The organism is Clostridium nitrophenolicum (genome assembly GCF_055391695.1).
Window position 1 is genome coordinate 4033773 of the sequence record NZ_AP042469.1, and the last position, 21676, is coordinate 4055448.

Sequence of the window (21676 nt, forward strand, 5' to 3'; positions counted from 1 at the left end):
AAAGAATGGAGGTGTTGTTAATGAATGATAATAAAAACATTCCAAATAAGAGTAATCAAAATAAAAAACTGAAAAATTACTCAGAAGTTGATAGTTTTAATAGACTATCTGATAGAGATTCCGAAACTACTTCCTCACTAACTGCTGGCGGCGATGAATCATTTATAAGTAGAGAATTAAATGGTTCATTTCATCAGAATTCATAGTTCAGTAAAATATTAGTTTGAGAATAGAGTGTTATAACTCTATCCTCAAATATCAATAATTTTTTGAAACGCGACATAATTTTTGTTATTAATATAATATTTTATTTATCTCTTTTTGCTATTTCTACAATGAATCATAATTTAAATTTAAAAATCCGATAAGCAAGTTCCAAATGAATGATTCATCAATTTTTATCTTAGATGAAAAAAATAATAAAGTACAAACAACTCTTGCATTATCAGATGATCACAAACAGATTAAAGTTACCCCAATTAATGACTACAAAACCAATCGCTCATATATGCTGTGTATTCTTGATAAAGTAGAGCATCTTGATATAAGAAAAGGATTTTGTATGCCTTTTACTATTAATTCGGATGCAATAAAAATTGATGGAGACTTCAACAATCAAAATATCACTTTGAAAAAAGGTGAAACTCTTCAGGTAACCCTTCCTAATGAAGGTTATGATGGAGGTTACTCTTGGGTACTTCTAGAATTTGATAAATCTGTAATAGAAAACACTGAAAACCTCTCCATAGTTGATTCATTTAACCCCAAGTTAGTACCAGGCAGGGCTTTAAGAAATCGCTGGTTGTTTCAAGCTATTAAAACCGGGAAGACATCTCTTAAATTAGAATATAAGCAATCGTGGGAGCCCAATTCAACTATTCATACTTTTAATCTAAACATTAACGTACAATAGTTGTTTTCTCTGGGCACAGAATTCAATAATTCATGATAATAACATATTTTTAAATCATCTGTGCCTAGATAATTGTTTTTTAATTATACTTCATTTTATCCGAGATCTTTAGCTAGTCTTTGTATCACGACATATCTGATATTGAAGTGATTTTCCAATCCTACGAATTTTTGATGAATAAAAATAAACTCTTGATAACTCAAGAGTTTATAAGCCTAGTAAATGTTTCAAAATTGAAACCCTATAGTTTTACTCAACTAATCCACTTTCTTTAAATTGATGAACAAATTTTTTACCTATCTTATTCACCTTTTCCTTTAAAAAAATTCCAACTAATATCGATGCAATAAAATATAAGGATAAAATGGACATATTGTGAATTAGTACATTTCTTAAAATACCTCCAACTGCCTCTCTCATTCCTCCTATAGCATAGGTAAAAGGTAATAGAGGATTTATATATCGGAAAAAGGATGGTGTCAATTCTATTGGGAATGTACCTCCTGAAGCTGAAACCTGTAGTACCAACCCTATCATCACTAAGGCCTTTCCTACATTTCCAAAAACAGATACTAAAGTGTATATAATCATACTAAATATAATACTTACATATATTCCGTACAGCACATATATAAAAGGGGCTGAAACATAAGTTTTTAAGAGAAATAAGTTACCCATTGTTACTACAAAAGCCTGCATAATTCCAATAGTTACAAAAGTAAGATATCTCCCAAAAAATTGATCTCCTGCCTTTATTTCTAATCCATCATCAAAGCTTTTAACTTCTACTGATAGCAATGAAAGTAGTATAAAAGCTCCTACCCAAAGAGCAAGTATAGTATAAAAAGGAGCCATAGCTGAACCATAGTTTGGTATTGGAAAAATTCTGTCCTGCTTTATCTCCACTGGATCTGATAGAAAATCGCTTTCTGCTTTTGCATCTCTTTTTAATATCCTTACAATCTCATCAAATTTTTTATCACCACTTAAACTTCTTAACTTCTCGGCATTTGAGTGTATATCATTTTGAACTGTAGGAAATTTATCCTTAACTTCCTTTAATCCTTTTACTCCTATATCAGTTCCAGTTTTGACTCCTTGCAGTAAACTATCGACTAATGGAATGTTCTGCTGAGCATTTTGTAAAAGTTGTAATGTATTATTTGAAATTCCTGCAAAATTTTTCATTGTATTTTCAATTGCTGGAGCTGTTACTGAATCAAAATTGCTAATCATACTACCTGTTAAATCTGAAACTTTATTAGCTCCGTCTATTGCAGCATCTATATTTTCAGGTAAAACTTGTTTCCCATAATCTATACTACTAATCATAGAATCAACATAGGCTTTTTGGTTTGCCATCTGATTTTTAGTACTCTGAAGCTGACCAATAAAGTTTGCTATAACATTATTATTTAAAGTTTTATTAATGGATTGAAGCAAACTTATACCACGGTTAAGTCTTTCTATTCCATCACCATACCTAGCGCTCACTGTGACTAAAACCTCTCTAATCTTACCGCTATCAGATGCTTCAAAGGACTTAGCCCCATTTAAAAGAGTCTTAGCTGTATCCGTTGAGCTTTTTATAAGTGCTAAATCTGCTTTTATAACTGGTGATATAGTCTGCAGTGAATTTGTTGATTTCCCTATTACTTCATTACTTGTTTTAGCAATATCCACTGTTTTGTTCAATGTGTCAGATATAACAGGTACATTTTTTTGTACATTTTGTACATATTGCTGAAGTACTAAAGAGCTTGCATAGGCATTGTCTATATCCCTGCCAACTTCAGGCATCCTATTATCTATATCAAGGATAACATCAATAATACCTTGAAGCTGTGGTTTAATATGTTCTAAGTCAACTCCAAACTGGTTAATATAAGAAAGAACTGTATCACTACAAGTTTGAATAAATGATTTTGTTATTTCCTCTTGAAGACCAGTTATTCCTTTTTGCGTAATTTTAGGCGCTATGGCATTTATCTTTTCATTAACAGCATAAATTAGTTCTGCTTTTTTTGGTGTATCTTTTTTTGCAATAGAAAGTAGATTTTCCGAGAAATCCTTCGTGATTGTGATGCTAGCATAATATTTACCTGTCTTTACTCCATTTTGAGCTTCGCTTTGACTGACAAATTTCCAACCTATGCTTTGGTTATCCTTTAACTTTTTTACCATATCATTTCCTACATTAATTTTAACGTTTCTAAATTCTGAACCTTGATCTAAGTTAACTACTGCTACTGAAAGATTTTTAGTATTTCCATAGGGATCCCATGAAGCTTTGATGTTAAACCATGCGTAAAGTGATGGCAAAATAGTTAGGGCTAATATTATTATCAGCGCTACATAGTTTGTATATATGTTTCTTATGTCTCTTTTATAAATTTTAAAAATATTTTTCATATCTTTTTTTAAATTCTGAAAGACATTTTTCATAAATCTCGCCCCCCGTTTCACTGAACGTTGTAAAATATTTACTAATGTTATTTACTATTTTATCATAATTATACTAAACCATCATAGCGACGCAAGTTTATTTTAAAATTACCTATTAAATAATTATGGAGTAAAAGAGCTTAGAATAGTAATATCCTACTATATCTAAGCTCTTTATATTCTATTCCATAGCTCTCCCTTATGACGTTCCATTATTATATAAAGCTATTCCTGAGTAATCATTAAAGTCATAAGTATTGTAGAAATATACTATTGAAGCTTTTTTCTCTCATAAATAACTTCTCCATTTATGATTGTCGTTACAACCTTTGTATTTATCATATCAAGTGGATCTCCATTTAATATAATTATATCTGCATCATATCCTGCTTCTAATTTTCCAATTCTATCATCACATCCTAATATTTGCGCTGCATTGATTGTTATTGATTTTAATGCATCTAAAGGTTTTAATCCTTCTGAAACCGCAAGCAAAGCCACTGATCTTAGCTGATCTATAGAATTATATGGATGATCTGTTATAAGCGCTATTTTAACACCTGCTTCTACTAAATGAAGTGCAGAACTGTAGTTACGTTTTCTAAGTTCCATCTTTATTCTCGGTGTTAATATTGGTCCAAATGCTATAGGCACATTTTTCTCTAATAAATAATCACTGATAAGATGAGCTTCAGTACCATGTTCAACAACAAGTTTTTTTATATTAAATTCCTCTGCTATTCTTATGACTGAAACTATATCATCAGCACGGTGTGCATGAGCCCTTAAAGTTAATTCTCCCTTTAGCAGTGGAACAACAGCCTCAAGCCTAATGTCCCTTTCTTTAAGCTTATCCTGTTCCTTTTGAAACATATAATCCTGTGCTCTCATAAACAACTCTCGTATTAAAGAGGTTACCCCCATTCTGGTTACAGGGCACTTTCCATTATTGCCATAGCATGACATAGGGTCTTCTCCCAATGCTATTTTAAGCCCATATGGATTTTTAACTACCATTTTATCAATTATTTTTCCATAAGTTTTTAATACTGTATTTAGACCTCCAACTGCATTATTACTCCCTGGTCCACTCATAACACAAGTAACACCAGCTCTCACTGCATCCTTAAATGAAATATCAAGAGGATTTATACCGTCTATTGCTCTTAGGTGCGGAGTTACTGGATTTGAGATTTCATTGTTGTCTATACCTAACTTTCCGGTAGCTTCTTCTATTATACCCATATGTGTGTGACAATCTATGAATCCAGGTAATGTATAATGTTCTTCAACATCAATAACTCTTAATGTATCTGATTCAAAATTTATATTGTCATCTATCTGTTCTATTTTCCCATTTCTCAACAAGATGTCTTTTTTCGATTTGCTGTAGTTATCAAAATTTATTAATACGCAATTTTTTAGCAATATAGGCTGCATGCTTTCACCTCATAATTTGCTGTAATGATTTCTTCGATCATATAGAATTCTAAAGTCTATTATTTACTTAAAATGTTTCATTATACATATAATATACTCGTAACTGAACTCTATTCTGAAAATAGCAAATGAGAGGCTACTTAAGAGATGAAGTCTATTTAAACTAAGATACTTTTACCTTCTTTTTCTCTAAATAATTTAAAAATAGTTTGTCTATACAAATACCCAAAGTTACCAAAACAACACCCAAAAACTTAACACATGAAAACTTCCCACTAATTATTATATCTACTACAAAGCCAGTAGCTAATTGACCGATTAAAATTAAAATTGTTGAGTACGTCACTGGAATCTTTGGTAGCGAAATAATTGTCAACACTAATGCTGCCAATCCAAAAACTCCACCTAAATATACCCATGCCGGAACTGACTTCATAATGCTTAAGCTAAAGATATTATTACTCCTTATTACAAGGACAACTAGTATTGAAATAACTGATGCCACAACATAATTTACTAAAGTTCCATTAAGTAATCCTATCCTTTCTGATAACTTAAAGTTAATCATCTTAGAAATTACTGCTATAAATCCACTTACAAGTGCTAGCACTAATCCAACTATCATGTATCCACCTCTATTCTTATTAAAAGTTCATGTAATCTAATATTTATTTTATTATTAAATATAAACCTATAAAGATAATTATAAAAACCGGCAATCTCTGTACTTTGAATTTAACTTTTTTTACTCCAAAGAATCCAAAGTGATCTACTAATGCTGAAATTACTATTTGTCCTAATAATGATAGTGCTATCGTTAACGTAGCTCCTACTAGTTTAAAACTAAGGCTATTTGCTGAAACTAAAATAACCCCTAATATACCAGCGGAATATAGTAGAAAAGATTCTTTTCCAAATTCTATAGACTGTTTTTTAACTAGTTTTATATATAAAACTAACAAAATTACTCCAATAATATGAACAATAAAGCTAATCTCAAATACATTCAAATAATTACTCAATAATCCATTCAATGTTATCATTATAGATAAAAAAATTCCTGCTGTTATTGCTAAAATCACATTCATTGTAGTAACCTCACCTCCTGATTTTTTAGTTTTTCCAAATTAATAATTATAATTTTCCCATCTTGATATTCTAAAATGTTTTTCCTCATCTTATCCCTCCTGTAATAGATACTACATTATAAGTTAAAACAGTTAAAGGACATTTGTCCTAAGATAGTATTTTTGTATTTCAACGAATTATGCTTTCATATTAATCACAATTCTATAAAATACTCATATTATAATTAATGAATTAACCTTATTTCAATAATTTTTACAAAGCAAATAGTAAAGATTTAAAACTTAACTTTGACATAGTTAAGTATAAAACCTTTACTTCTTTAATAGGAGGTATTTATGTTTTATTGTACCTTAATTTGTGACCTTAAATCTTCTAGAAAATTAAAAAATAGAGAAGAAGTGCAATATAAAATTATTGATATGTTAAAGAAAGCCAATACAGAATTTAAAAATATCATTGTATCTCCATTTTTAATAACTACAGGCGATGAATGGCAAGGACTTTTAAAATATCCTTGTGATTATAAAAAACTGATAGATTTTTTTAAAAGTTTTATCCCAGATATACAATTTTATGCTGGAATAGGCATTGGAGATATATGCATTCATAATTTTGAGTTAACTGTAAATCAATTGGATGGACCTTCTTTCTATAGAGCAAGAGAAGCCTTAAAATATGCTAAAAGAAATAATTTACCCTTAGTTATTTTATTTGATAACTGGAATAACCTGTAGTGTTTTTATTATTATACCTCCTGAAATTGCTAAAATAAAACTTATAAAAGTACCTATAATAAAATATTCAGCAAAGTTACTGTCATCCATTTTTTTAAATCTTGCAATTGACTTTGCAGTAAGTACGAAACCTACCATAGAGGGTTGTCCAATAGCCATTACTAAAATTATAAAAATTCGCTCTAATATTCCTATCGTAAATCCACCATTTGGACTTCCTATATCCGTTTCTTTAACACTTTTAACTATTATAAGTTTTTTATCTATAAGCTTTCTATATACTTTTAAATTTATAGCTTGGATATACTTACGTATGAATATCCCAGTTCCCCAAGTACATGATAAAAAAATGGTACCTACTATAAGCCATCTATCTAACATTCCAATATTGTAAGGATAATTGCTAATAATACTAATTAATAAATTCGAAATATTTTTGATATTTAAATTAGATATAAATATAACTATTATTGAAATATGTATTAACTGATCTGTTATGAATATAAAAATACTATTTTCAAAAGAAGGTTTTAATTTAATCATAAAAGTCTTTATTTCATCAATTATAGAGTGTAAAAAGGCTATACAAAACAAAATTTGAAAATAATATATATAATTAAGTTTTGAAGATTTATATAGACTACTATATATAATTAAAATAAGAAACATTGTACAAAAATGAGTAAGCCCATGTATTGCATTTCCGATTAAGTTATCCTTAAAATTTTTGCTAAATCTCATATTTAAGATATATTGACCTTGAAAAATGAAATCACAAATTAAATGACTTATAATAAGTAATAAAAGAATACTTAAATTCATTTTATATATCCTTTCTCATTTTGCAATAGGAATCTATTAGACATTCTATAATAAAATTATTATTATTAATTACAAAATAATTAGAAGCATTTAACTTTTGACTAATATCCGCTTTAGAAAGATCTGGTATTTGCTTAATTATATTATTATATGAGCCTAATTCTTCATATAATTCTATTATTTCTAATTGTTTATTCGTTATTTTATGTTTTAGAATCTCATTATTTTCAATTAGAGTATTGATAATTTTATTTATAGACAAATCATATCCTTTTTCTTCAATAGTAGTAAGTGCTATCTCACTAAATATAAGGGCTTTCTTTATAAATTCATTTATAAAAGAAACTCCTTCAGCATTAAAATATATATTATTATTTTTACTATTCAATTTTTTGTTATAATATCTATTTTTACTTTTTACTATATTTAATGCTTCTCTTGCCTTAATAAAGCATTCACCGTCCATTGATGCTGTATCTTCATATATATTAGTGCTAATCTCTCCTATACCGACTCCTGCATATATATTTATATTTTTCTTTTTTAAGAACTTTTGAAATATACTTATAACATAATAACTTTTATTGGGATTCTTTAAAACAATTTGCCATTCATCTCCTAAAGTAATTGATATGGGAGCTACCAATATGTCTTTGAATTCAATATTTAACTTTTGTATGTACGACTTTAACTCCTCTTGTATAACTTGCCTATTTTTTAATTTTCTTGACCCAGCTATATCTATGTTTATAACGCTAAGTAAATCCATTTTATCATCACCTTAAAATATTTTTATCTTAATTGATTTTTACAATTAAAATTATATCATAAACTAACTAATTTATATATTTACCATTTTTTATGCTTATTAAACCATTAAATTAAAACCTTATTATCAGCTATCATAACATATATTATGTATTTTAACATTTTAGCTTGACAATAAACCATGTTATAACTATTATGATTACATTAAGAGGTGAGAATAAATGAAAAAATTAAGCAGTCGTTTTTCAATTGCTGTACATATTTTAATTTTATCAGCAATTACAGATAAAAATTGTACATCGGAATTTATTGCTTCAAGTGTAAACACTAATCCTGTTTTAATTCGCAGAATTATAGGATTTTTAAAAAAATCAGAACTTGTCAATGTTCAAGCAGGTACTGGCGGTACATTTCTTCTGAAAGCTGCTTCTGAAATAACACTACTTGATGTATACAATGCCGTTGAAGTTACTGAAGATAACAAGCTTTTTAATTTCCACAAAGGTAACATAAAATGTAAGGTTGGCGCTAATATTGAATCTATATTAGGTTCTGCCTTTAGAAATGCTCAAAATGCAATGGAGAATGAGCTAAAAAAGGTAACTATACAAGATATAATAGATGGAATAAATGAAATCCCGTAAGTTTTGTCATGATAAAACTGTAAAATTAAATAAATAAAAAAGCATAATATAAGATAAGAATATCTAGTATATTTACCTTATATTATGCTTTTCTATTTATATGATAACTTGCTGCCGCTGACAACTTTTATATTAAAATTTACAAAATATTAGAATTTTATTGTTTCAAAAGGTTCAAATCCTTTACTAATCTTAATTTCTCCGCTTTCGATATAAAAAATTTCAAAAACCGGATTAGATGCACTTTTATACATGCCTTGAACTGCAGGTGAAAATTTAGCAAAAGCTTCTTCTTTTTGTTCATGGTCAGTCACAAAAATTGCCTTACCTGAAATTCTAACGTTATATTCATTGCTGGTACACGCAAATGCTACTTGTGGATTAGCTTGCATTTGCTTATAAACATCTTTTGTATTTGCTGTACCAAAATAGAACTTGTTTCCTTTTGCAAACTGAAACTGCCATCCTCTAACCTCAAGCTGTTCTCCATTCATTGTTGCAAAATACCCTGCTGTTCCATCAGCTAAAATTTCTTTAACTTGTTCAATAGTCATATTCTGTACCTCCAAAAGTTTATATTACCAAGAAAGTTTATTGTATATTATTTTCATAAAAAATTTTTTAATTCAATTTCTTTCTTGTTGTAACCATTATAGTTTCAACAAAAATATTTGTCAAGTATTAGTTTTTTATAGATATCTAAAGAGTATTACAAAAAAACTCTTGTACTATAACAAAGATTGACATTATTATTTGGCAGTAGTAATATCTATATGTTGTTTAATAAGTAAAGACAAATTGGAGGATATATATGATTCATACATTAGCTATTACGAAGGATATGCAATTAAAAGAAGATTTGCCTCTTAATGAACTTGACGGAACAAATATAAAATGGTACTGGGTAGATTTCGATTCTTCTGACGAAAGTGAGTCTGCTTTACTAGATACTCATTTTCACTTTCATCATTTAGCAATAGAAGATTGTCTCCATTTTCTCCAAAGACCAAAACTTGATTACTATGATAATTATAATTTTTTTGTTCTTCATGCATTAAATAATAATGGACTAACTCCTAGTGAAGTGGATTTATTCGTAGGAAGTAATTTTATAGTATCCTATCATAAAACTCATCTTGAAGAAATTGAAGAAGTACGATTAAAAATTAATACTACAGAAAACTCCTGGGGTGATGGCAGCATATATGTTTTTTATCAAATACTTGATAAACTAGTTGACCACTACTTCCCAGCTGTATATAGACTTGAAGACCAGATAGATGTAATTGATGATAACGTAAAGGGAGCATCCTTGAGAAAACTTTTAGATAGAACTTTTGAGGTTCGTTCAGACCTTCTAAGATTAAGAAGAATAATAACTCAAATGCGTGATCTAGCATACAGAATTTTAAGTTCTGATCATTTAAAAGATATCAAAGAAAAACATATATATTTTTCTGATGTATATGACCACCTTTTAAGACTTACAGAAATGATTGAATCAAGCTTAGCCTTAACCTCCGAACTTAGAGACAGTTATCTTTCAGTAAATTCTCATAAGATGAATAAAATAATGATGCTGCTGACTGTAGTTACTACAATATTTATTCCTCTTACATTTATAGTAGGTGTTTATGGAATGAACTTTAAATATATGCCTGAGTTAGAATTAAGATATGGCTATTTTATAGTACTAGGCATTATGTTGTTTATTGGGATTTTCATGTTTACATGGTTTAAAAGAAAAGGCTGGTTTGATATTGATTAAGAGGATAATCTAAATGATTTATCCTCTTAACAATAGTATATATCCATATTTAAAATTTTTAATAGAGTTTAAAAAAATTTACTGACAAACTCCTTTTCTACAATATTTTATCTTCTAGCTCATTTAAAATGTTTATACTAGCACTTTTATCATTTTTTAGTTTTTCAAAAAATTTATCGTCATTCATTTGTCTGTATAAGTTTCTTATTATGTTTTTCATTTTAGCTTTATCTTTTTCATTTATACAAAGCATAAATACAAATTTAATGTATTCTTTATGCCACTTTATTGGGTGTTCTAATACTGTTAAAGCAATACAAGATTCCTTAACATTTTCTGCTTCTCCATGAGGAATAGCTATTTCCATTCCAACTTCTGTGGCCATCAAGTTTTCTCTTAATATTACATCATTAACAAACTCTTCATTTATATATTGCTTTTCCGCTAATACTCTGCACATATCATAAATAATTTCTTCTCTATTGTTAAATCTCCTGCTTCTGTAGAAAATTTCCTTCTTTATATACTTTCTTTTTTCTCCTTCTATTTCATTAAAGTTATGCTCAATATATTGTTCTATCTTCTTTATATCCTCCTTTGTCATAAGGGGGCTTACAACTATAATAGGCCTGTTAATATCTAAAGGTACTGTAGATATTAACATATCCGATTTATTCAGTAATTCTTTCTTAATGTCCACAGAAGAAACGATGCCTATTGTTTCTATTTCTTTAAAGGCCCTTTCAAGTCTAGCAGAAACCAACTGTGAAGTACCTATTCCACTGTGACATATTACTAGTGTCTTTATAGTTTTCTTATTTCTTTCAACTGCTGCACCTATATGAAGTGCAATATATCCTATTTCAGACTCTGGAATTTTTAAATCTAAATATTTTTCAAATATAGTACTACACATCCAGGCTACTCCAAATATTTCTGGATAGTTAGCTTTTATATCATCAATCATGGGATTTTTTAAATTCAGACCATATTTTAATCTATTAATAGTTGGCCTTAAATGCAGTATCAATCCATTTAAAAAAGCTTTATCTTGAGTAAAGTCTATATCCAAAGATTTGCTTGCAACACCTATAATATTTTTTGCTATTTCTTCCTCTAATTTTAACTCTTCTACCTGATTTAAAGGAAAGTATGCTAAATCCTTCTCCTGCATCTTACTTCCTAATATGTGAAGAGTTATATATCCGACTTCAGATTCTGGAATTTTTATATTAAAGTGAGATTCTATTTCTTCACTAAGATCTTTTGCGGATCTAAACTCTTTTGTGTTATATATATTGTTTAAAACTTTTTCTGATAAACTAATATCACAACCTTCTTTAATTCTTTTTATGCATATAGCAATATGCATCAATAAGCTTATATATGCTTCCTGTGAAAAGGAAAAATTCATCTTTATCTCTACAATTTTTAATAATTCTTCTAATTTCCCATAGTCTATGTTAATCAACATTTTAAGTTGAGATATTGTTTTACAGTCTAATCGTCCTTTATAATCTGTAAAAAATGATTGCTGTGATTTTTCTATATTTTTAGTTTGAGAAAGCACTTCCGAAATAGCTCTCCTATAATCTTCTTCTTTTCCCTCAATTTCTATACCTTGATTTCTTTTCTTTATTAAAGTTAAACTAAAATTTTCAAGCCACTTTTGGACCTCTTCTAAATCCTTATGAATAGTAGTAATCGATACATATAACTCTTCTGCTATTTCGGTAGTGGTCACTCTTTTTTTACTGGTGAAAAGTCTTTTTAGTATATAAAGTTTCCTGTTAACTGAAGAACAGGGTTCCACATAGCTGCGCTTTTCCTTTATTTTTTGTAATAAATTAATTTTGTTTTCTGTAGAACCATCAACCCCTATTCCCACACCTGTTTTTCTAATTAGAGTTAGTCCATTTTTCTCTATTAGTTCCTGTACTTTTTTCAAATCATTTCTAATAGTTTTATTTGATACATTAATCTTTTCAGCTATTTTATCAATAGTTAAGTTTTCTTCACTTTTAAGTAGTATTTTAATAATTTCTACAATTCTATCCTCCATGAAGTTTTCTCCTTTGCATATATTGATAAAAATGAAATTGGCTTCCCAATATTTTAGATACAATATTGGGAAGCTAAAGTATTTTTACTTATTTTTCTTTAAATGTTCTTCAATCTTATCAAGTAGCGCTGAAGTTTTCTTTATGAGATCTCCTATGCCAACGTTTACTGTAGGTATATTCTTAAATCTCTCTTTATTTTTTATTGCTATATCTTTTGTCAATATAACTACATCTGCACCACTTATATCTTTTTCTGTTATTTCATTTTCTATTCCTATTGACCCTTGCGTTTCCACTTTTACTTCATATCCTCTTGATTTTGCTTCTTTTTCTAAAGCTTCTGCTGCCATATAAGTATGTGCAATTCCTGTTGGACAAGCCGTTACACCCAATATCTTCATCTATATTATCTCCTTTGCTTTTGATTATAACAATACTGTTGAATTATAATTATACATTATTTTTACATCTATATTATATTTTTATTAAAACTCTATATTAAATTCTACATTATCTTCATCTTCTTTTGTTTCTTCTACTACCTCTTTCTTCAACAAGTTTACTAATGTTGCTGCTACAACAACGCCTACTAAAATTGCTATTATAAACATTATCTTGTTATCTACTACTGGCAGTACAATAGGGCCACCATGTGGGGCATGGTCTGCTACTTTACCTATTGCTGCTATAGCTGCTCCAACTGCAGATCCTGCTACTATTGAAGGAATTACCTTTATTGGATCTGATGCTGCAAAGGGTATTGCACCTTCTGTTATACCAATGAGTCCCATAGCTAATGCACCTTTACCGGCTTCTTGTTCTTCTTTAGTATATTTCTTAGGTTTTAATAATGTAGCTACCCCCATAGCAAGAGGTGGTATACATATTGCTACTGCCACTGGGCCCATTACTGTAGATACACCTTCCGCAATCATTGATGATCCAAACATAAATGCAACTTTATTTACTGGTCCTCCCATGTCAAAGGCTATCATTGATCCCATTATTACTGCAAGAAGTACTGAATTTGCTGATCCCATATTCTTTAGTCCAGCTGTCATTGCCTTCATAAGGTTACTTATAGGAGCTCCTATTGTATACATAACTACACCAACCACCAATGCGCTTAAAAGTGGAATTACAAATATAGGCATTATTGCTCTTATCTGCGCTGGAACTTTCCATGACTTTATCCATTTTGCTGTATATCCTGCCACAAAACCAGCTACAATACCGCCTAAAAATCCTGCTCCAATTTCACTTGCTAATGCACCACCTACAAGGCCTGGTGCAAGTCCTGGTCTATCAGCTATACCAAAAGCAATATATCCTGCTAAAACAGGAACCATTAACCCGAAGGCCTTAGCTCCTATATTTAATACGTCCTTCAGAATGGGATTTGTAACATTTGCACCGGTGCCTGCCTTTACCCCACTAAGAGCTATAGATGCAGCTATTAACACCCCACCTATTACTATTATTGGTATCATGTGAGATACTCCTGTCATTAAATAACCCCTTAAATTTTTTAATTCATTTTTCATAATATCCCTCCTTAATATTTCATTACTTATTATCTATAATTCCTTCTAGCAACTCTAGCAATTCTTCCTTGTCCTCTATTTTGAAAATTTTATCTCTAAAATCTTCATTCATAAGCTTTCTTGATAAAGCTGCCAATATTTTTAGATGTTCATCCTGAGCTGCCTTTTCTGGTACTGCAATTAAAAATACCGCTTCAACAGGCTTTTCGTCTAATGATTCCCATTCTAGTTTTTCTAAACATCTGCCAAAACATAGACTTGGTACTTTTACAGCGTCAGTTTTACCATGTGGTATAGCTACTCCAAAACCTATACCAGTAGTAGATAACTCCTCCCTTCTCATAACACAGTTTACATATTCTTCTTTATCATTAAGCCTATCCGCTTTATATAGCTTTTCTGCTAAACTTAATATAGCTTCCTCTTTATTTTTTGCTTTAATATCTAGCTCTACTAAATCAATTTCAATTAGTTTTTTCATGATTTGAACTCCTTCTTCACCTATATTTTTGATATCTGCTTTCCTGTAATGCTATATTATCATATTTCAATTAGACTAATTTAAAATGTTAGTACCACAATGATGTGGTAAAAATTTTTATTCGATAGCTAACCACTTCTAATACTCCCCTTACACAAAATAAGCTTGTTATCTTTACAAAAAAAAACGATTCAAAACTATTTTAATAGCCTTGAATCATTTTTTATTGAATACTATATACTTGACACAATAAAAGATACTTCTCCATTGATTGCAAAATCATTATAACCAAATGGAATTATGAAGTTATCACCTTTTTTAATTTCTTCTCCATCTAAAGTTCCTTTTCCCTCTATCACAGTAACTAGTGAAAATAATGCTTTGTGATTAATGCGAGCTTTATCTTTCACATCGAATTTTACAGTGTTAAAATACTCAGAGTTAACATAACGAGTCCTTACGTACCCATTTTCCTTTTCAATTATTGGTTTTACATTATTCTCTTCTCCAAAAGGTACTTTGATTACATCTATAGCTTTTTCTACATGTAGTTCTCTTTTTTCACCAGTAGTTTCATCTACTCTATCATAATCATACACACGATATGTTAAATCTGAAGATTGTTGTATTTCATATATTAAGGTATTCTTGCATATGGCATGCACTGTTCCTGAAGGTATATAAAAGAAGTCTCCTCTTTTTATAGGCTTAAATGTTAATAATTCCTTCCACTTTCCTTCTTGAATGTAATTAACTAATTCTTCTTTTGTATTTGCATTATGGCCATATTCTAAAACTGTATCTTCATTGCAATCTATAATATACCAAGCCTCTGTTTTTCCCAATTGACCATTTTCCTTTGAATATGCATATTCATCATTTGGATGAACTTGTATTGATAAATCATTAGATGCGTCTATCAACTTAACTAATAAAGGAAACTCTTTATTTTCTATGTTTCCAAAATATTCTCTATGGTTTTCATATAACCATGACAATGTTTTTTCTTTGAAGTCTTCATTTTTTATTATACAATCTCCATTTTTATGTGCGGAAATAGCCCAACATTCCCCTGTTTTATCTGTCGGTATGTCATATCCAAAATATTCTTTTAGGTTTCTTCCTCCCCAGACTCTGTATTTAAAAACAGGTTCCAATCTAATAATTTTCTTCATGTATTACTCCTCCTATAATCTAAAATATATTTAATAATATTGCTATTCTATTTTTCTATTCTTTATTAAACCATGTTTTTAAAGTGTTAGCAAATTGTTAAACAAGTATATAATTAGATTTTTCCGTAGTATAATAGGAAGCTAAACTTTCCAGTCTGCTGACAGTGATATTTAAATTACTCCTAATAATTTAAATATCATTTTAAATATCAATTAAATAAGAATTAAATGAAATTCTTTTTTTGTGATATTTCTATTTAGAAATCCAAAAAAATTACGATAATAAATACATAAATGTAATATACTACTAGTTTATTCTACAATATATTTAATCATGTACAAAATTATTGTAGATATAAAAAACTTAACATCACTATACCAAAGCTTTTCTAAAAGAATTATTAGTTATATATGAGGTGAATTAATATGATATATGAAAAAAAAACATTGCCAATCAGCGAATTACAACCAGGTATGATATCATCTATGGATATATATTCTGAAGGCAAAATATTGCTAGCTAAAGATGTTGCTATATCTGAATCAATTATAAACAAGCTAAAGAATAACTATGTTATCGATAAGGTAGAGATTTACTTAAACAATAATTCTGATAAAGATTTAAAACTTAAAATAAAAACGGTGCAAGAACTTGAAAATACCTTTAATGAATTTTCTTCAAATTTAGAAAGTATATTTAATAACATATCTTCTCTAAAGGTACCTAAACTGGACGAGATAAAAACTTTTTCACAAAAAATTCAAGCGGAATTTAATGCACCCGGAATAGTTATAAAAAATATAATTTTTTATGGCAGTGAAAAGGACTCAATTTATAGACATAGTGTAAATGTGGCAGCTATTAGTTTTATACTAGGCAAATGGCTAGGCCTTGATGAGAATGAGTTATCTTTATTAACTTATGCAGCAATATTGCACGATTTTGGCAAAATGGAAATAAGTAAGGATATATTAGATAAAACAACTAGCCTTACTTCTGATGAATATGAGATTTTTAAAACTCATCCTGTCATAAGTTATCATTTTGTTAAACAGATTCCGAATATAGATCCTTCTATAAGTCGTGCAATACTTATGCACCATGAAAGAATGGACGGGTCTGGTTATCCTCTACATGTTAAAGAGAATAAAATTCCTAAGTTCTCCAAAATAATAGCTATTGCGGATTTATTTGATGAAGTTAGTTCCAACAGATACTCTGAAGAAATTAAGGGACCTTTGGAATCTCTGAAAATTATTCAGGAACAAAGTCTTACAAAACTTGATTGCCACTATTGCACTATGTTTTTAAACCATATAATAAATTACTACATGGGTGAAACCGTGCTACTAAACGATAACCGCTCCTGCAAGATTATTCAAATTCACATGAATGACTTAACAAAGCCACTTTTGCTTAGTGACAGTGAATTTCTTGACTTAAAAAAAGATAAAAATTTATATATTGAAAAATTAGTTATTTAATACTTAGTTAAAAATACAAAATAAACTCAAACATAATTCTTTGAAAACATGTTTGAGTTTATTTTCAATTATTTTTACTCTTCTTTCTTTTTCAACTCAATTTTCATACCTTCAACATGCCTTTTTTTCATAACATGTTTTTTCTTTCTATTCTCTTTGCTTTCAAATATAATATCAAAATCATAATCTTCAGGGTACAATTCCTTTTTATCAATATATAATGAAAGTCTTTTATGGTTTATCTTAAGTTTTTTCTTCATCACCATAACGACCACTTCACCCTTACTATTTTCTAGCTCACACACAATTCCTTTACAATTCATGGTACTTATATATACACAGTCTCCTATCTTAAATTTCGATTCTTTCTTATTTTTTTCTAGACTTGCTCTTTTAGCAGAAGCTGTTTCTCCTTCTCTTATCTTATTTTCATGAATTTCTTTTAACTTCTCTGCATTATCTTTAAATTCTAAGTTTATAGTATCCTTTGAGTTTATATAGTTAGAGTAATCCTTTTGCTCTTTGTAAGTAACCTTATGTGCTTCTTCTATAATTTCTTTTCTCATACCAAGCCTTAAAGCTATTAAAAAAGCATTACTCTCTCCTGCTTTACCTATTTTTAATTTATATAAAGGTTTTAAAGTATTTATATCAAACTCCATACATCCATTTTTAAAACCTTCCTGATTTTCTGCATAATACTTTATTTCGCTATAATGGGTTGTAGCTAATATAGTTGCTCCCTTATCGTATATATCTTGAAGCACTGCTACTGCTATCCCCATACCTTCTCCTGGATCTGTTCCTGCACCAACTTCATCTAATATAACAAGAGTATGAGGATCAGCACATTCTATTATAGATATAATGTTTTTTATATGGGATGAAAAAGTGCTAAGAGATTGTTCAATACTTTGACCATCACCTATATCCACTAAAATATCATAAAATGTAGCAAATTCGCTTCCTTCCTCTACAGGTACATGAAGCCCTGACTGAACCATCATAGTAAGAAGTCCTACTGTTTTTAGAGCTACTGTTTTCCCACCTGTATTGGGACCTGTAATTACAAGGCTTCTATAATCATTTCCAATAGTAAAGTTTAGAGGCACAGCGCTTCTTCCTATAAGAGGATGCTTTCCACCTTTTATATTTATATACTTGTTTTCATTTATCTTTACCGATCTCCCATCTATAGCTTTACTACACTTTGCTTTAGCCATAATAAAATCGTAATGAACCATAGTTTCAATATTTATTGATAGTTCTCTTTCATAGCCTTCTACCATGACAGTTAATGTTGAAAGTATTCTGTATACTTCATTTTCCTCTTGGATTCTTAATAAATTTAATTCGTCCTGTGCTCTCTTAACCTCAGCAGGTTCCAGAAACACTGTAGAGCCACTTCCAGAACTATCTAAAACATTTCCTTGGATTTCTTTTTTATATTCACTTTTTATAGGTATTACATATCTGCCATTCCTCATACTTATAAGGTTATCCTGAAGAAATTTACGGTAATTGGAGTTCTTTAGGATATTCTCAAGTTTAGTTTTAACTCTATCTTCGGCTATGGCTATCTTCTTTCTAATTCTTGATAACTCTGTACTTGCTTTATCAATAACATTATTTCTGTATATACATCTTTCTATTTCTTCTTCTAGCTCTTTAAGTTCATATATTGATTGTGCATAGCTGCTAACAATAGGTGCAACTACAACTTTATCTTCCATGAATCTTTTAAGTCTGACTCCCTCCTTTAAAAGTTCGTATATTGCCGTAAATTCTTCTGGCTGGAGCACTGCCCCTTTACCAAGTTTAGACATAATCTTTTCAATATTAGTCAAGCTGTGAATTGGTACGCTGGAACTTCTGTTTATAATAGCTCTGGATTCTGTTGTTTCTCTCATCCAGTTTTCTATTTCTCTAATATCTGCCGAAGGTTCTAATTTTCTTATAATTGCCTTAGCAGGCTCTGAAATAGCATATTCACAAATTATCTCCTTTATTTTGTTATATTCTAATATTTCAATGGTATTATTATTCAATTTTTATTCCTCCTACTTTTTTACTAGTTTGTTTTATAGCTAACTGCTACTAATATCTTGGGACGCATATAAAGTGAAACTTACTTCAGGTTGAGTTTTAGTTTACAATCCTGGGCGATTCCCCGCCCGTTAAATGCCATTTAGGCATTTAACCCCATCTGAAGTTTAGTTGAACGAATTTGACTTTATTAGAGTAAGATTCCTACACTTAACATAAACATCACTCCTTAATAAAACTGGACGCAAAAAGGCTGCAAATGAACATAGGTTCACCTGCAGCCTAAAAATGTATCAATAAAAAGGTAGGGATATTGTGTAAAAGGGGCATAAAAATACCGTGCTGAAAGCACGGTATACTACTCCCAAGTATATCCCTATTGATTTAACCGCTTCCCTGTTCTTAACTAATCATCTAAAAGAATTACATGGCAAATAAACCTGATTCAATCAGATTTTTTCACAACTTCTAGATGAAACTATTTAATTAGTTAGTTAAGAACAACCTCTATCATAAAACATACTCCTTTTTTGATACATTTAAATATTACAACACATTTCAGCGTCATGATTTGCGTCTTTAATGCTATTTGGATTTAATAACCATATAAGTTATGATTATATTATATTTTAAAGAAACATTTTTTGCAACAATAACTTCATATTCACTAGGTATACTATTTTTAGTTAGCTTTACTTCATTCCCATAATATTAATCCTTTTTACTCTATTGTGAAGATCAGAAGATTTTGCTTCCCTTTGCGGAACTTCCTCTTCTTTTATATTTAAAGCTTTTGCAATTAATGCTCTTACTCTTGGCCCACAGAAAGCTCCTTGGCACATTCCCATCCCAGCTCTTGTACGTCTTTTAATAGCGTCAATAGATTTTATTTTAATACCTCTTTCTAATGCATCTATAATCTCCGCTTCGGTAACTTTTTCGCATCTGCATATTATATGCTTATCTGGTTCTTTAGAATTAACATCCCCATCAAAATCTTCACTTTTTTTAATTATAATAGGTTTTCTGTAAGGTTCAAAATCCTTCCTTTCCTCCAAATTCAATCCTGAATTTTTAAGTATATCTAATACCTTTTTAGCAATAGCAGGTGAAGATGTTAATCCCGGAGAATCACCTGTTACATTTAGGAAACCTTTCACCTTTGTTTCTTCCACAATGAAATCTTTTCTTGTATTAGTAGGTCTGACCCCTGCAAAGGAAGTTAAGGCTTTTTTCATATCAAAACCACTTACAGATTTTTTAGCTGTTTCAACAATAGCTTTAATTGAATCTTCGTCTGTAGATACGTCTTCTCTATGCGCTACCTGCTGGGCGTCTGGACCTATCATAAGGTTACCGTGATAGGTGGTAGTTACTAATATTCCTTTACCTTTTTCTGTCGGCACCTGAAAGATCACTCTTTTCACCAAATAGGATTGATCTTTATTGAATATAACATATTCTCCTTTTCTTGGGATAACATTAAAATCATCTACTCCTATCATTCTTGAAATACTATCACTATGAACACCTGCTGCATTTATAACATACTTAGCTTCAAATATCTCTTTATTTGTTGTAACCTTAAAGCTACTTTCTAGCTTTTCCAAATCGCTAACTTCATAATTTAATTTTAATTTCACACCATTTTCCACAGCATTTTCAACTAAAGCTATAGTAAATTCATAAGGAGAACATATTCCTGAATCTTTGCAGTATAAAGCCCATTTTACTTCTTTGCTTAAGTATGGCTCCATTTTTCTTACTTCAGTACCATCTATTATTTCCAATCCGCCTACACCATTGGCAATGCCATCTCTATAAAGATTCTCTAAATGCTTCTTCTCATCATCAGAAAAAGCAATTACCAGCGAGCCAGTTTCTCTGTATCCAAAATTTAATTCTTTTTCAAGCTGTTCAAACATTCTGTTTCCTTTTACACAAAGTTCAGCTTTTAAAGTACCAGGCTCGTCTGAATATCCACCATGTACTATACCACTATTAGCTTTGGACGAACCGCAGCTCACATCCTCCTCTTTTTCAAGAATACAAATATCAAGATTGTACTTTGAAAGTTCTCTGGCAATGTTAGCACCTATTACTCCGGCACCAATTATTATTACATCATACATCGAAATCCCTCCATTCTTGTAATTAAGTTTTTACAAAATTATAGAGTCACACCTTTTAAATTTATATCACCATTAAATATTATGTATAAATAACGTAATATTGTTAGTTGATAATTTGTATTATTTA

The 21676-nt window shown here is 29.7% G+C and carries 20 protein-coding genes; 6 read left to right on the forward strand and 14 right to left on the reverse strand.

The genetic code is table 11. The features are described 5' to 3' along the window. The first annotated feature begins 20 nt into the window (after nt 1-20). Both ACZ5N4_RS19045 and ACZ5N4_RS19050 read left to right on the forward strand, forming a co-directional pair. Entirely contained in the window at nt 21-206 is a 186-nt protein-coding gene (locus ACZ5N4_RS19045) for a hypothetical protein (protein ID WP_464204093.1), read from the forward strand. Between the two features lie 173 nt (nt 207-379). Beyond that, the gene (locus tag ACZ5N4_RS19050) at nt 380-913 is read left to right on the forward strand and encodes a protease inhibitor I42 family protein (protein WP_464204094.1); all 534 of its coding nucleotides are present in this window, start codon (nt 380-382) and stop codon (nt 911-913) included. 249 nt (nt 914-1162) lie between these two features. Here ACZ5N4_RS19050 and ACZ5N4_RS19055 read toward each other — a convergent pair whose 3' ends face one another. From ACZ5N4_RS19055 to ACZ5N4_RS19070, 4 genes are all read right to left on the reverse strand, one after another. Next, nucleotides 1163-3358 (reverse strand): YhgE/Pip domain-containing protein, encoded by a 2196-nt coding sequence (locus ACZ5N4_RS19055; protein WP_464204095.1) that lies wholly within the window; start codon nt 3356-3358, stop codon nt 1163-1165. 270 nt (nt 3359-3628) lie between these two features. After that, nucleotides 3629-4798 carry an amidohydrolase gene (locus ACZ5N4_RS19060; RefSeq protein ID WP_464204096.1) on the reverse strand — a complete coding sequence of 390 codons (1170 nt, stop codon included), beginning with the start codon at nt 4796-4798 and terminating at the stop codon, nt 3629-3631. Nucleotides 4799-4961: 163 nt separating this feature from the next. Beyond that, a complete protein-coding gene (locus ACZ5N4_RS19065) occupies nt 4962-5423 on the reverse strand; it encodes a DMT family transporter (RefSeq protein WP_464204097.1) in 462 nt (153 codons plus the stop codon). A 43-nt stretch (nt 5424-5466) separates the two neighbouring features. Continuing rightward, nucleotides 5467-5886: a DMT family transporter gene (locus ACZ5N4_RS19070; RefSeq protein WP_178909685.1), complete on the reverse strand. Its 420-nt coding sequence runs from the start codon at nt 5884-5886 to the stop codon at nt 5467-5469. Nucleotides 5887-6222: 336 nt separating this feature from the next. On the opposite strand from ACZ5N4_RS19070, the gene ACZ5N4_RS19075 reads away from it, so the two are divergent. Next, nucleotides 6223-6621: a SatD family protein gene (locus ACZ5N4_RS19075; protein WP_464204098.1), complete on the forward strand. Its 399-nt coding sequence runs from the start codon at nt 6223-6225 to the stop codon at nt 6619-6621. On the opposite strand, the gene ACZ5N4_RS19080 is transcribed toward ACZ5N4_RS19075, so the two are convergent. After that, on the reverse strand, nt 6595-7443 hold the full coding sequence (locus tag ACZ5N4_RS19080) for a DUF3307 domain-containing protein (protein ID WP_464204099.1): 849 nt from the start codon (nt 7441-7443) through the stop codon (nt 6595-6597). The genes ACZ5N4_RS19075 and ACZ5N4_RS19080 overlap by 27 nt on opposite strands. Before the next feature lies 1 nt (nt 7444). Next, entirely contained in the window at nt 7445-8212 is a 768-nt protein-coding gene (locus ACZ5N4_RS19085) for a SatD family protein (protein ID WP_464204100.1), read from the reverse strand. Nucleotides 8213-8432: 220 nt separating this feature from the next. Between ACZ5N4_RS19085 and ACZ5N4_RS19090 the strand changes: the two genes are divergently transcribed. Beyond that, on the forward strand, nt 8433-8855 hold the full coding sequence (locus ACZ5N4_RS19090) for an Rrf2 family transcriptional regulator (RefSeq protein WP_464204101.1): 423 nt from the start codon (nt 8433-8435) through the stop codon (nt 8853-8855). A gap of 149 nt (nt 8856-9004) precedes the next feature. Here ACZ5N4_RS19090 and ACZ5N4_RS19095 read toward each other — a convergent pair whose 3' ends face one another. Then, entirely contained in the window at nt 9005-9409 is a 405-nt protein-coding gene (locus ACZ5N4_RS19095; RefSeq protein WP_464204102.1) for a pyridoxamine 5'-phosphate oxidase family protein, read from the reverse strand. A gap of 257 nt (nt 9410-9666) precedes the next feature. On the opposite strand from ACZ5N4_RS19095, the gene corA reads away from it, so the two are divergent. After that, the gene (gene corA, locus ACZ5N4_RS19100; RefSeq protein ID WP_464204103.1) at nt 9667-10623 is read left to right on the forward strand and encodes a magnesium/cobalt transporter CorA; all 957 of its coding nucleotides are present in this window, start codon (nt 9667-9669) and stop codon (nt 10621-10623) included. Nucleotides 10624-10720: 97 nt separating this feature from the next. On the opposite strand, the gene ACZ5N4_RS19105 is transcribed toward corA, so the two are convergent. From ACZ5N4_RS19105 to manA, 5 genes are all read right to left on the reverse strand, one after another. Continuing rightward, complete coding sequence (locus ACZ5N4_RS19105) at nt 10721-12685, reverse strand: BglG family transcription antiterminator (protein WP_464204104.1); 1965 nt, start codon at nt 12683-12685, stop codon at nt 10721-10723. A gap of 84 nt (nt 12686-12769) precedes the next feature. Beyond that, a complete protein-coding gene (locus tag ACZ5N4_RS19110; RefSeq protein WP_464204105.1) occupies nt 12770-13087 on the reverse strand; it encodes a PTS fructose-like transporter subunit IIB in 318 nt (105 codons plus the stop codon). Between the two features lie 84 nt (nt 13088-13171). Continuing rightward, a complete protein-coding gene (locus tag ACZ5N4_RS19115; protein WP_464204106.1) occupies nt 13172-14230 on the reverse strand; it encodes a PTS fructose transporter subunit IIC in 1059 nt (352 codons plus the stop codon). Between the two features lie 22 nt (nt 14231-14252). After that, the gene (locus tag ACZ5N4_RS19120; RefSeq protein WP_464204107.1) at nt 14253-14711 is read right to left on the reverse strand and encodes a PTS sugar transporter subunit IIA; all 459 of its coding nucleotides are present in this window, start codon (nt 14709-14711) and stop codon (nt 14253-14255) included. A gap of 233 nt (nt 14712-14944) precedes the next feature. Beyond that, nucleotides 14945-15886, reverse strand: coding sequence for a mannose-6-phosphate isomerase, class I (gene manA / locus ACZ5N4_RS19125; RefSeq protein ID WP_464204108.1), 942 nt, complete (start codon nt 15884-15886; stop codon nt 14945-14947). 426 nt (nt 15887-16312) lie between these two features. On the opposite strand from manA, the gene ACZ5N4_RS19130 reads away from it, so the two are divergent. Continuing rightward, complete coding sequence (locus ACZ5N4_RS19130; RefSeq protein ID WP_464204109.1) at nt 16313-17371, forward strand: HD-GYP domain-containing protein; 1059 nt, start codon at nt 16313-16315, stop codon at nt 17369-17371. 74 nt (nt 17372-17445) lie between these two features. Here ACZ5N4_RS19130 and ACZ5N4_RS19135 read toward each other — a convergent pair whose 3' ends face one another. Together ACZ5N4_RS19135 and ACZ5N4_RS19140 are read right to left on the reverse strand one after the other, a co-directional pair. Beyond that, nucleotides 17446-19419 carry an endonuclease MutS2 gene (locus tag ACZ5N4_RS19135; protein WP_464204110.1) on the reverse strand — a complete coding sequence of 658 codons (1974 nt, stop codon included), beginning with the start codon at nt 19417-19419 and terminating at the stop codon, nt 17446-17448. A 690-nt stretch (nt 19420-20109) separates the two neighbouring features. Then, nucleotides 20110-21549, reverse strand: coding sequence for an FAD-dependent oxidoreductase (locus ACZ5N4_RS19140; RefSeq protein WP_464204111.1), 1440 nt, complete (start codon nt 21547-21549; stop codon nt 20110-20112). Nucleotides 21550-21676: the final 127 nt, after the last annotated feature.

Excerpts from the sequence above, each read along its gene's own strand:
- ACZ5N4_RS19045 (WP_464204093.1), top strand. The coding sequence starts at position 21 with ATGAATGATAATAAAAACATTCCAAATAAGAGTAATCAAAATAAAAAA.
- ACZ5N4_RS19050 (WP_464204094.1), top strand. The coding sequence starts at position 380 with ATGAATGATTCATCAATTTTTATCTTAGATGAAAAAAATAATAAAGTA.
- ACZ5N4_RS19055 (WP_464204095.1), bottom strand. The coding sequence starts at position 3,358 with ATGAAAAATGTCTTTCAGAATTTAAAAAAAGATATGAAAAATATTTTT.
- ACZ5N4_RS19060 (WP_464204096.1), bottom strand. The coding sequence starts at position 4,798 with ATGCAGCCTATATTGCTAAAAAATTGCGTATTAATAAATTTTGATAAC.
- ACZ5N4_RS19065 (WP_464204097.1), bottom strand. The coding sequence starts at position 5,423 with ATGATAGTTGGATTAGTGCTAGCACTTGTAAGTGGATTTATAGCAGTA.
- ACZ5N4_RS19070 (WP_178909685.1), bottom strand. The coding sequence starts at position 5,886 with ATGAATGTGATTTTAGCAATAACAGCAGGAATTTTTTTATCTATAATG.
- ACZ5N4_RS19075 (WP_464204098.1), top strand. The coding sequence starts at position 6,223 with ATGTTTTATTGTACCTTAATTTGTGACCTTAAATCTTCTAGAAAATTA.
- ACZ5N4_RS19080 (WP_464204099.1), bottom strand. The coding sequence starts at position 7,443 with ATGAATTTAAGTATTCTTTTATTACTTATTATAAGTCATTTAATTTGT.
- ACZ5N4_RS19085 (WP_464204100.1), bottom strand. The coding sequence starts at position 8,212 with ATGGATTTACTTAGCGTTATAAACATAGATATAGCTGGGTCAAGAAAA.
- ACZ5N4_RS19090 (WP_464204101.1), top strand. The coding sequence starts at position 8,433 with ATGAAAAAATTAAGCAGTCGTTTTTCAATTGCTGTACATATTTTAATT.
- ACZ5N4_RS19095 (WP_464204102.1), bottom strand. The coding sequence starts at position 9,409 with ATGACTATTGAACAAGTTAAAGAAATTTTAGCTGATGGAACAGCAGGG.
- corA (WP_464204103.1), top strand. The coding sequence starts at position 9,667 with ATGATTCATACATTAGCTATTACGAAGGATATGCAATTAAAAGAAGAT.
- ACZ5N4_RS19105 (WP_464204104.1), bottom strand. The coding sequence starts at position 12,685 with ATGGAGGATAGAATTGTAGAAATTATTAAAATACTACTTAAAAGTGAA.
- ACZ5N4_RS19110 (WP_464204105.1), bottom strand. The coding sequence starts at position 13,087 with ATGAAGATATTGGGTGTAACGGCTTGTCCAACAGGAATTGCACATACT.
- ACZ5N4_RS19115 (WP_464204106.1), bottom strand. The coding sequence starts at position 14,230 with ATGAAAAATGAATTAAAAAATTTAAGGGGTTATTTAATGACAGGAGTA.
- ACZ5N4_RS19120 (WP_464204107.1), bottom strand. The coding sequence starts at position 14,711 with ATGAAAAAACTAATTGAAATTGATTTAGTAGAGCTAGATATTAAAGCA.
- manA (WP_464204108.1), bottom strand. The coding sequence starts at position 15,886 with ATGAAGAAAATTATTAGATTGGAACCTGTTTTTAAATACAGAGTCTGG.
- ACZ5N4_RS19130 (WP_464204109.1), top strand. The coding sequence starts at position 16,313 with ATGATATATGAAAAAAAAACATTGCCAATCAGCGAATTACAACCAGGT.
- ACZ5N4_RS19140 (WP_464204111.1), bottom strand. The coding sequence starts at position 21,549 with ATGTATGATGTAATAATAATTGGTGCCGGAGTAATAGGTGCTAACATT.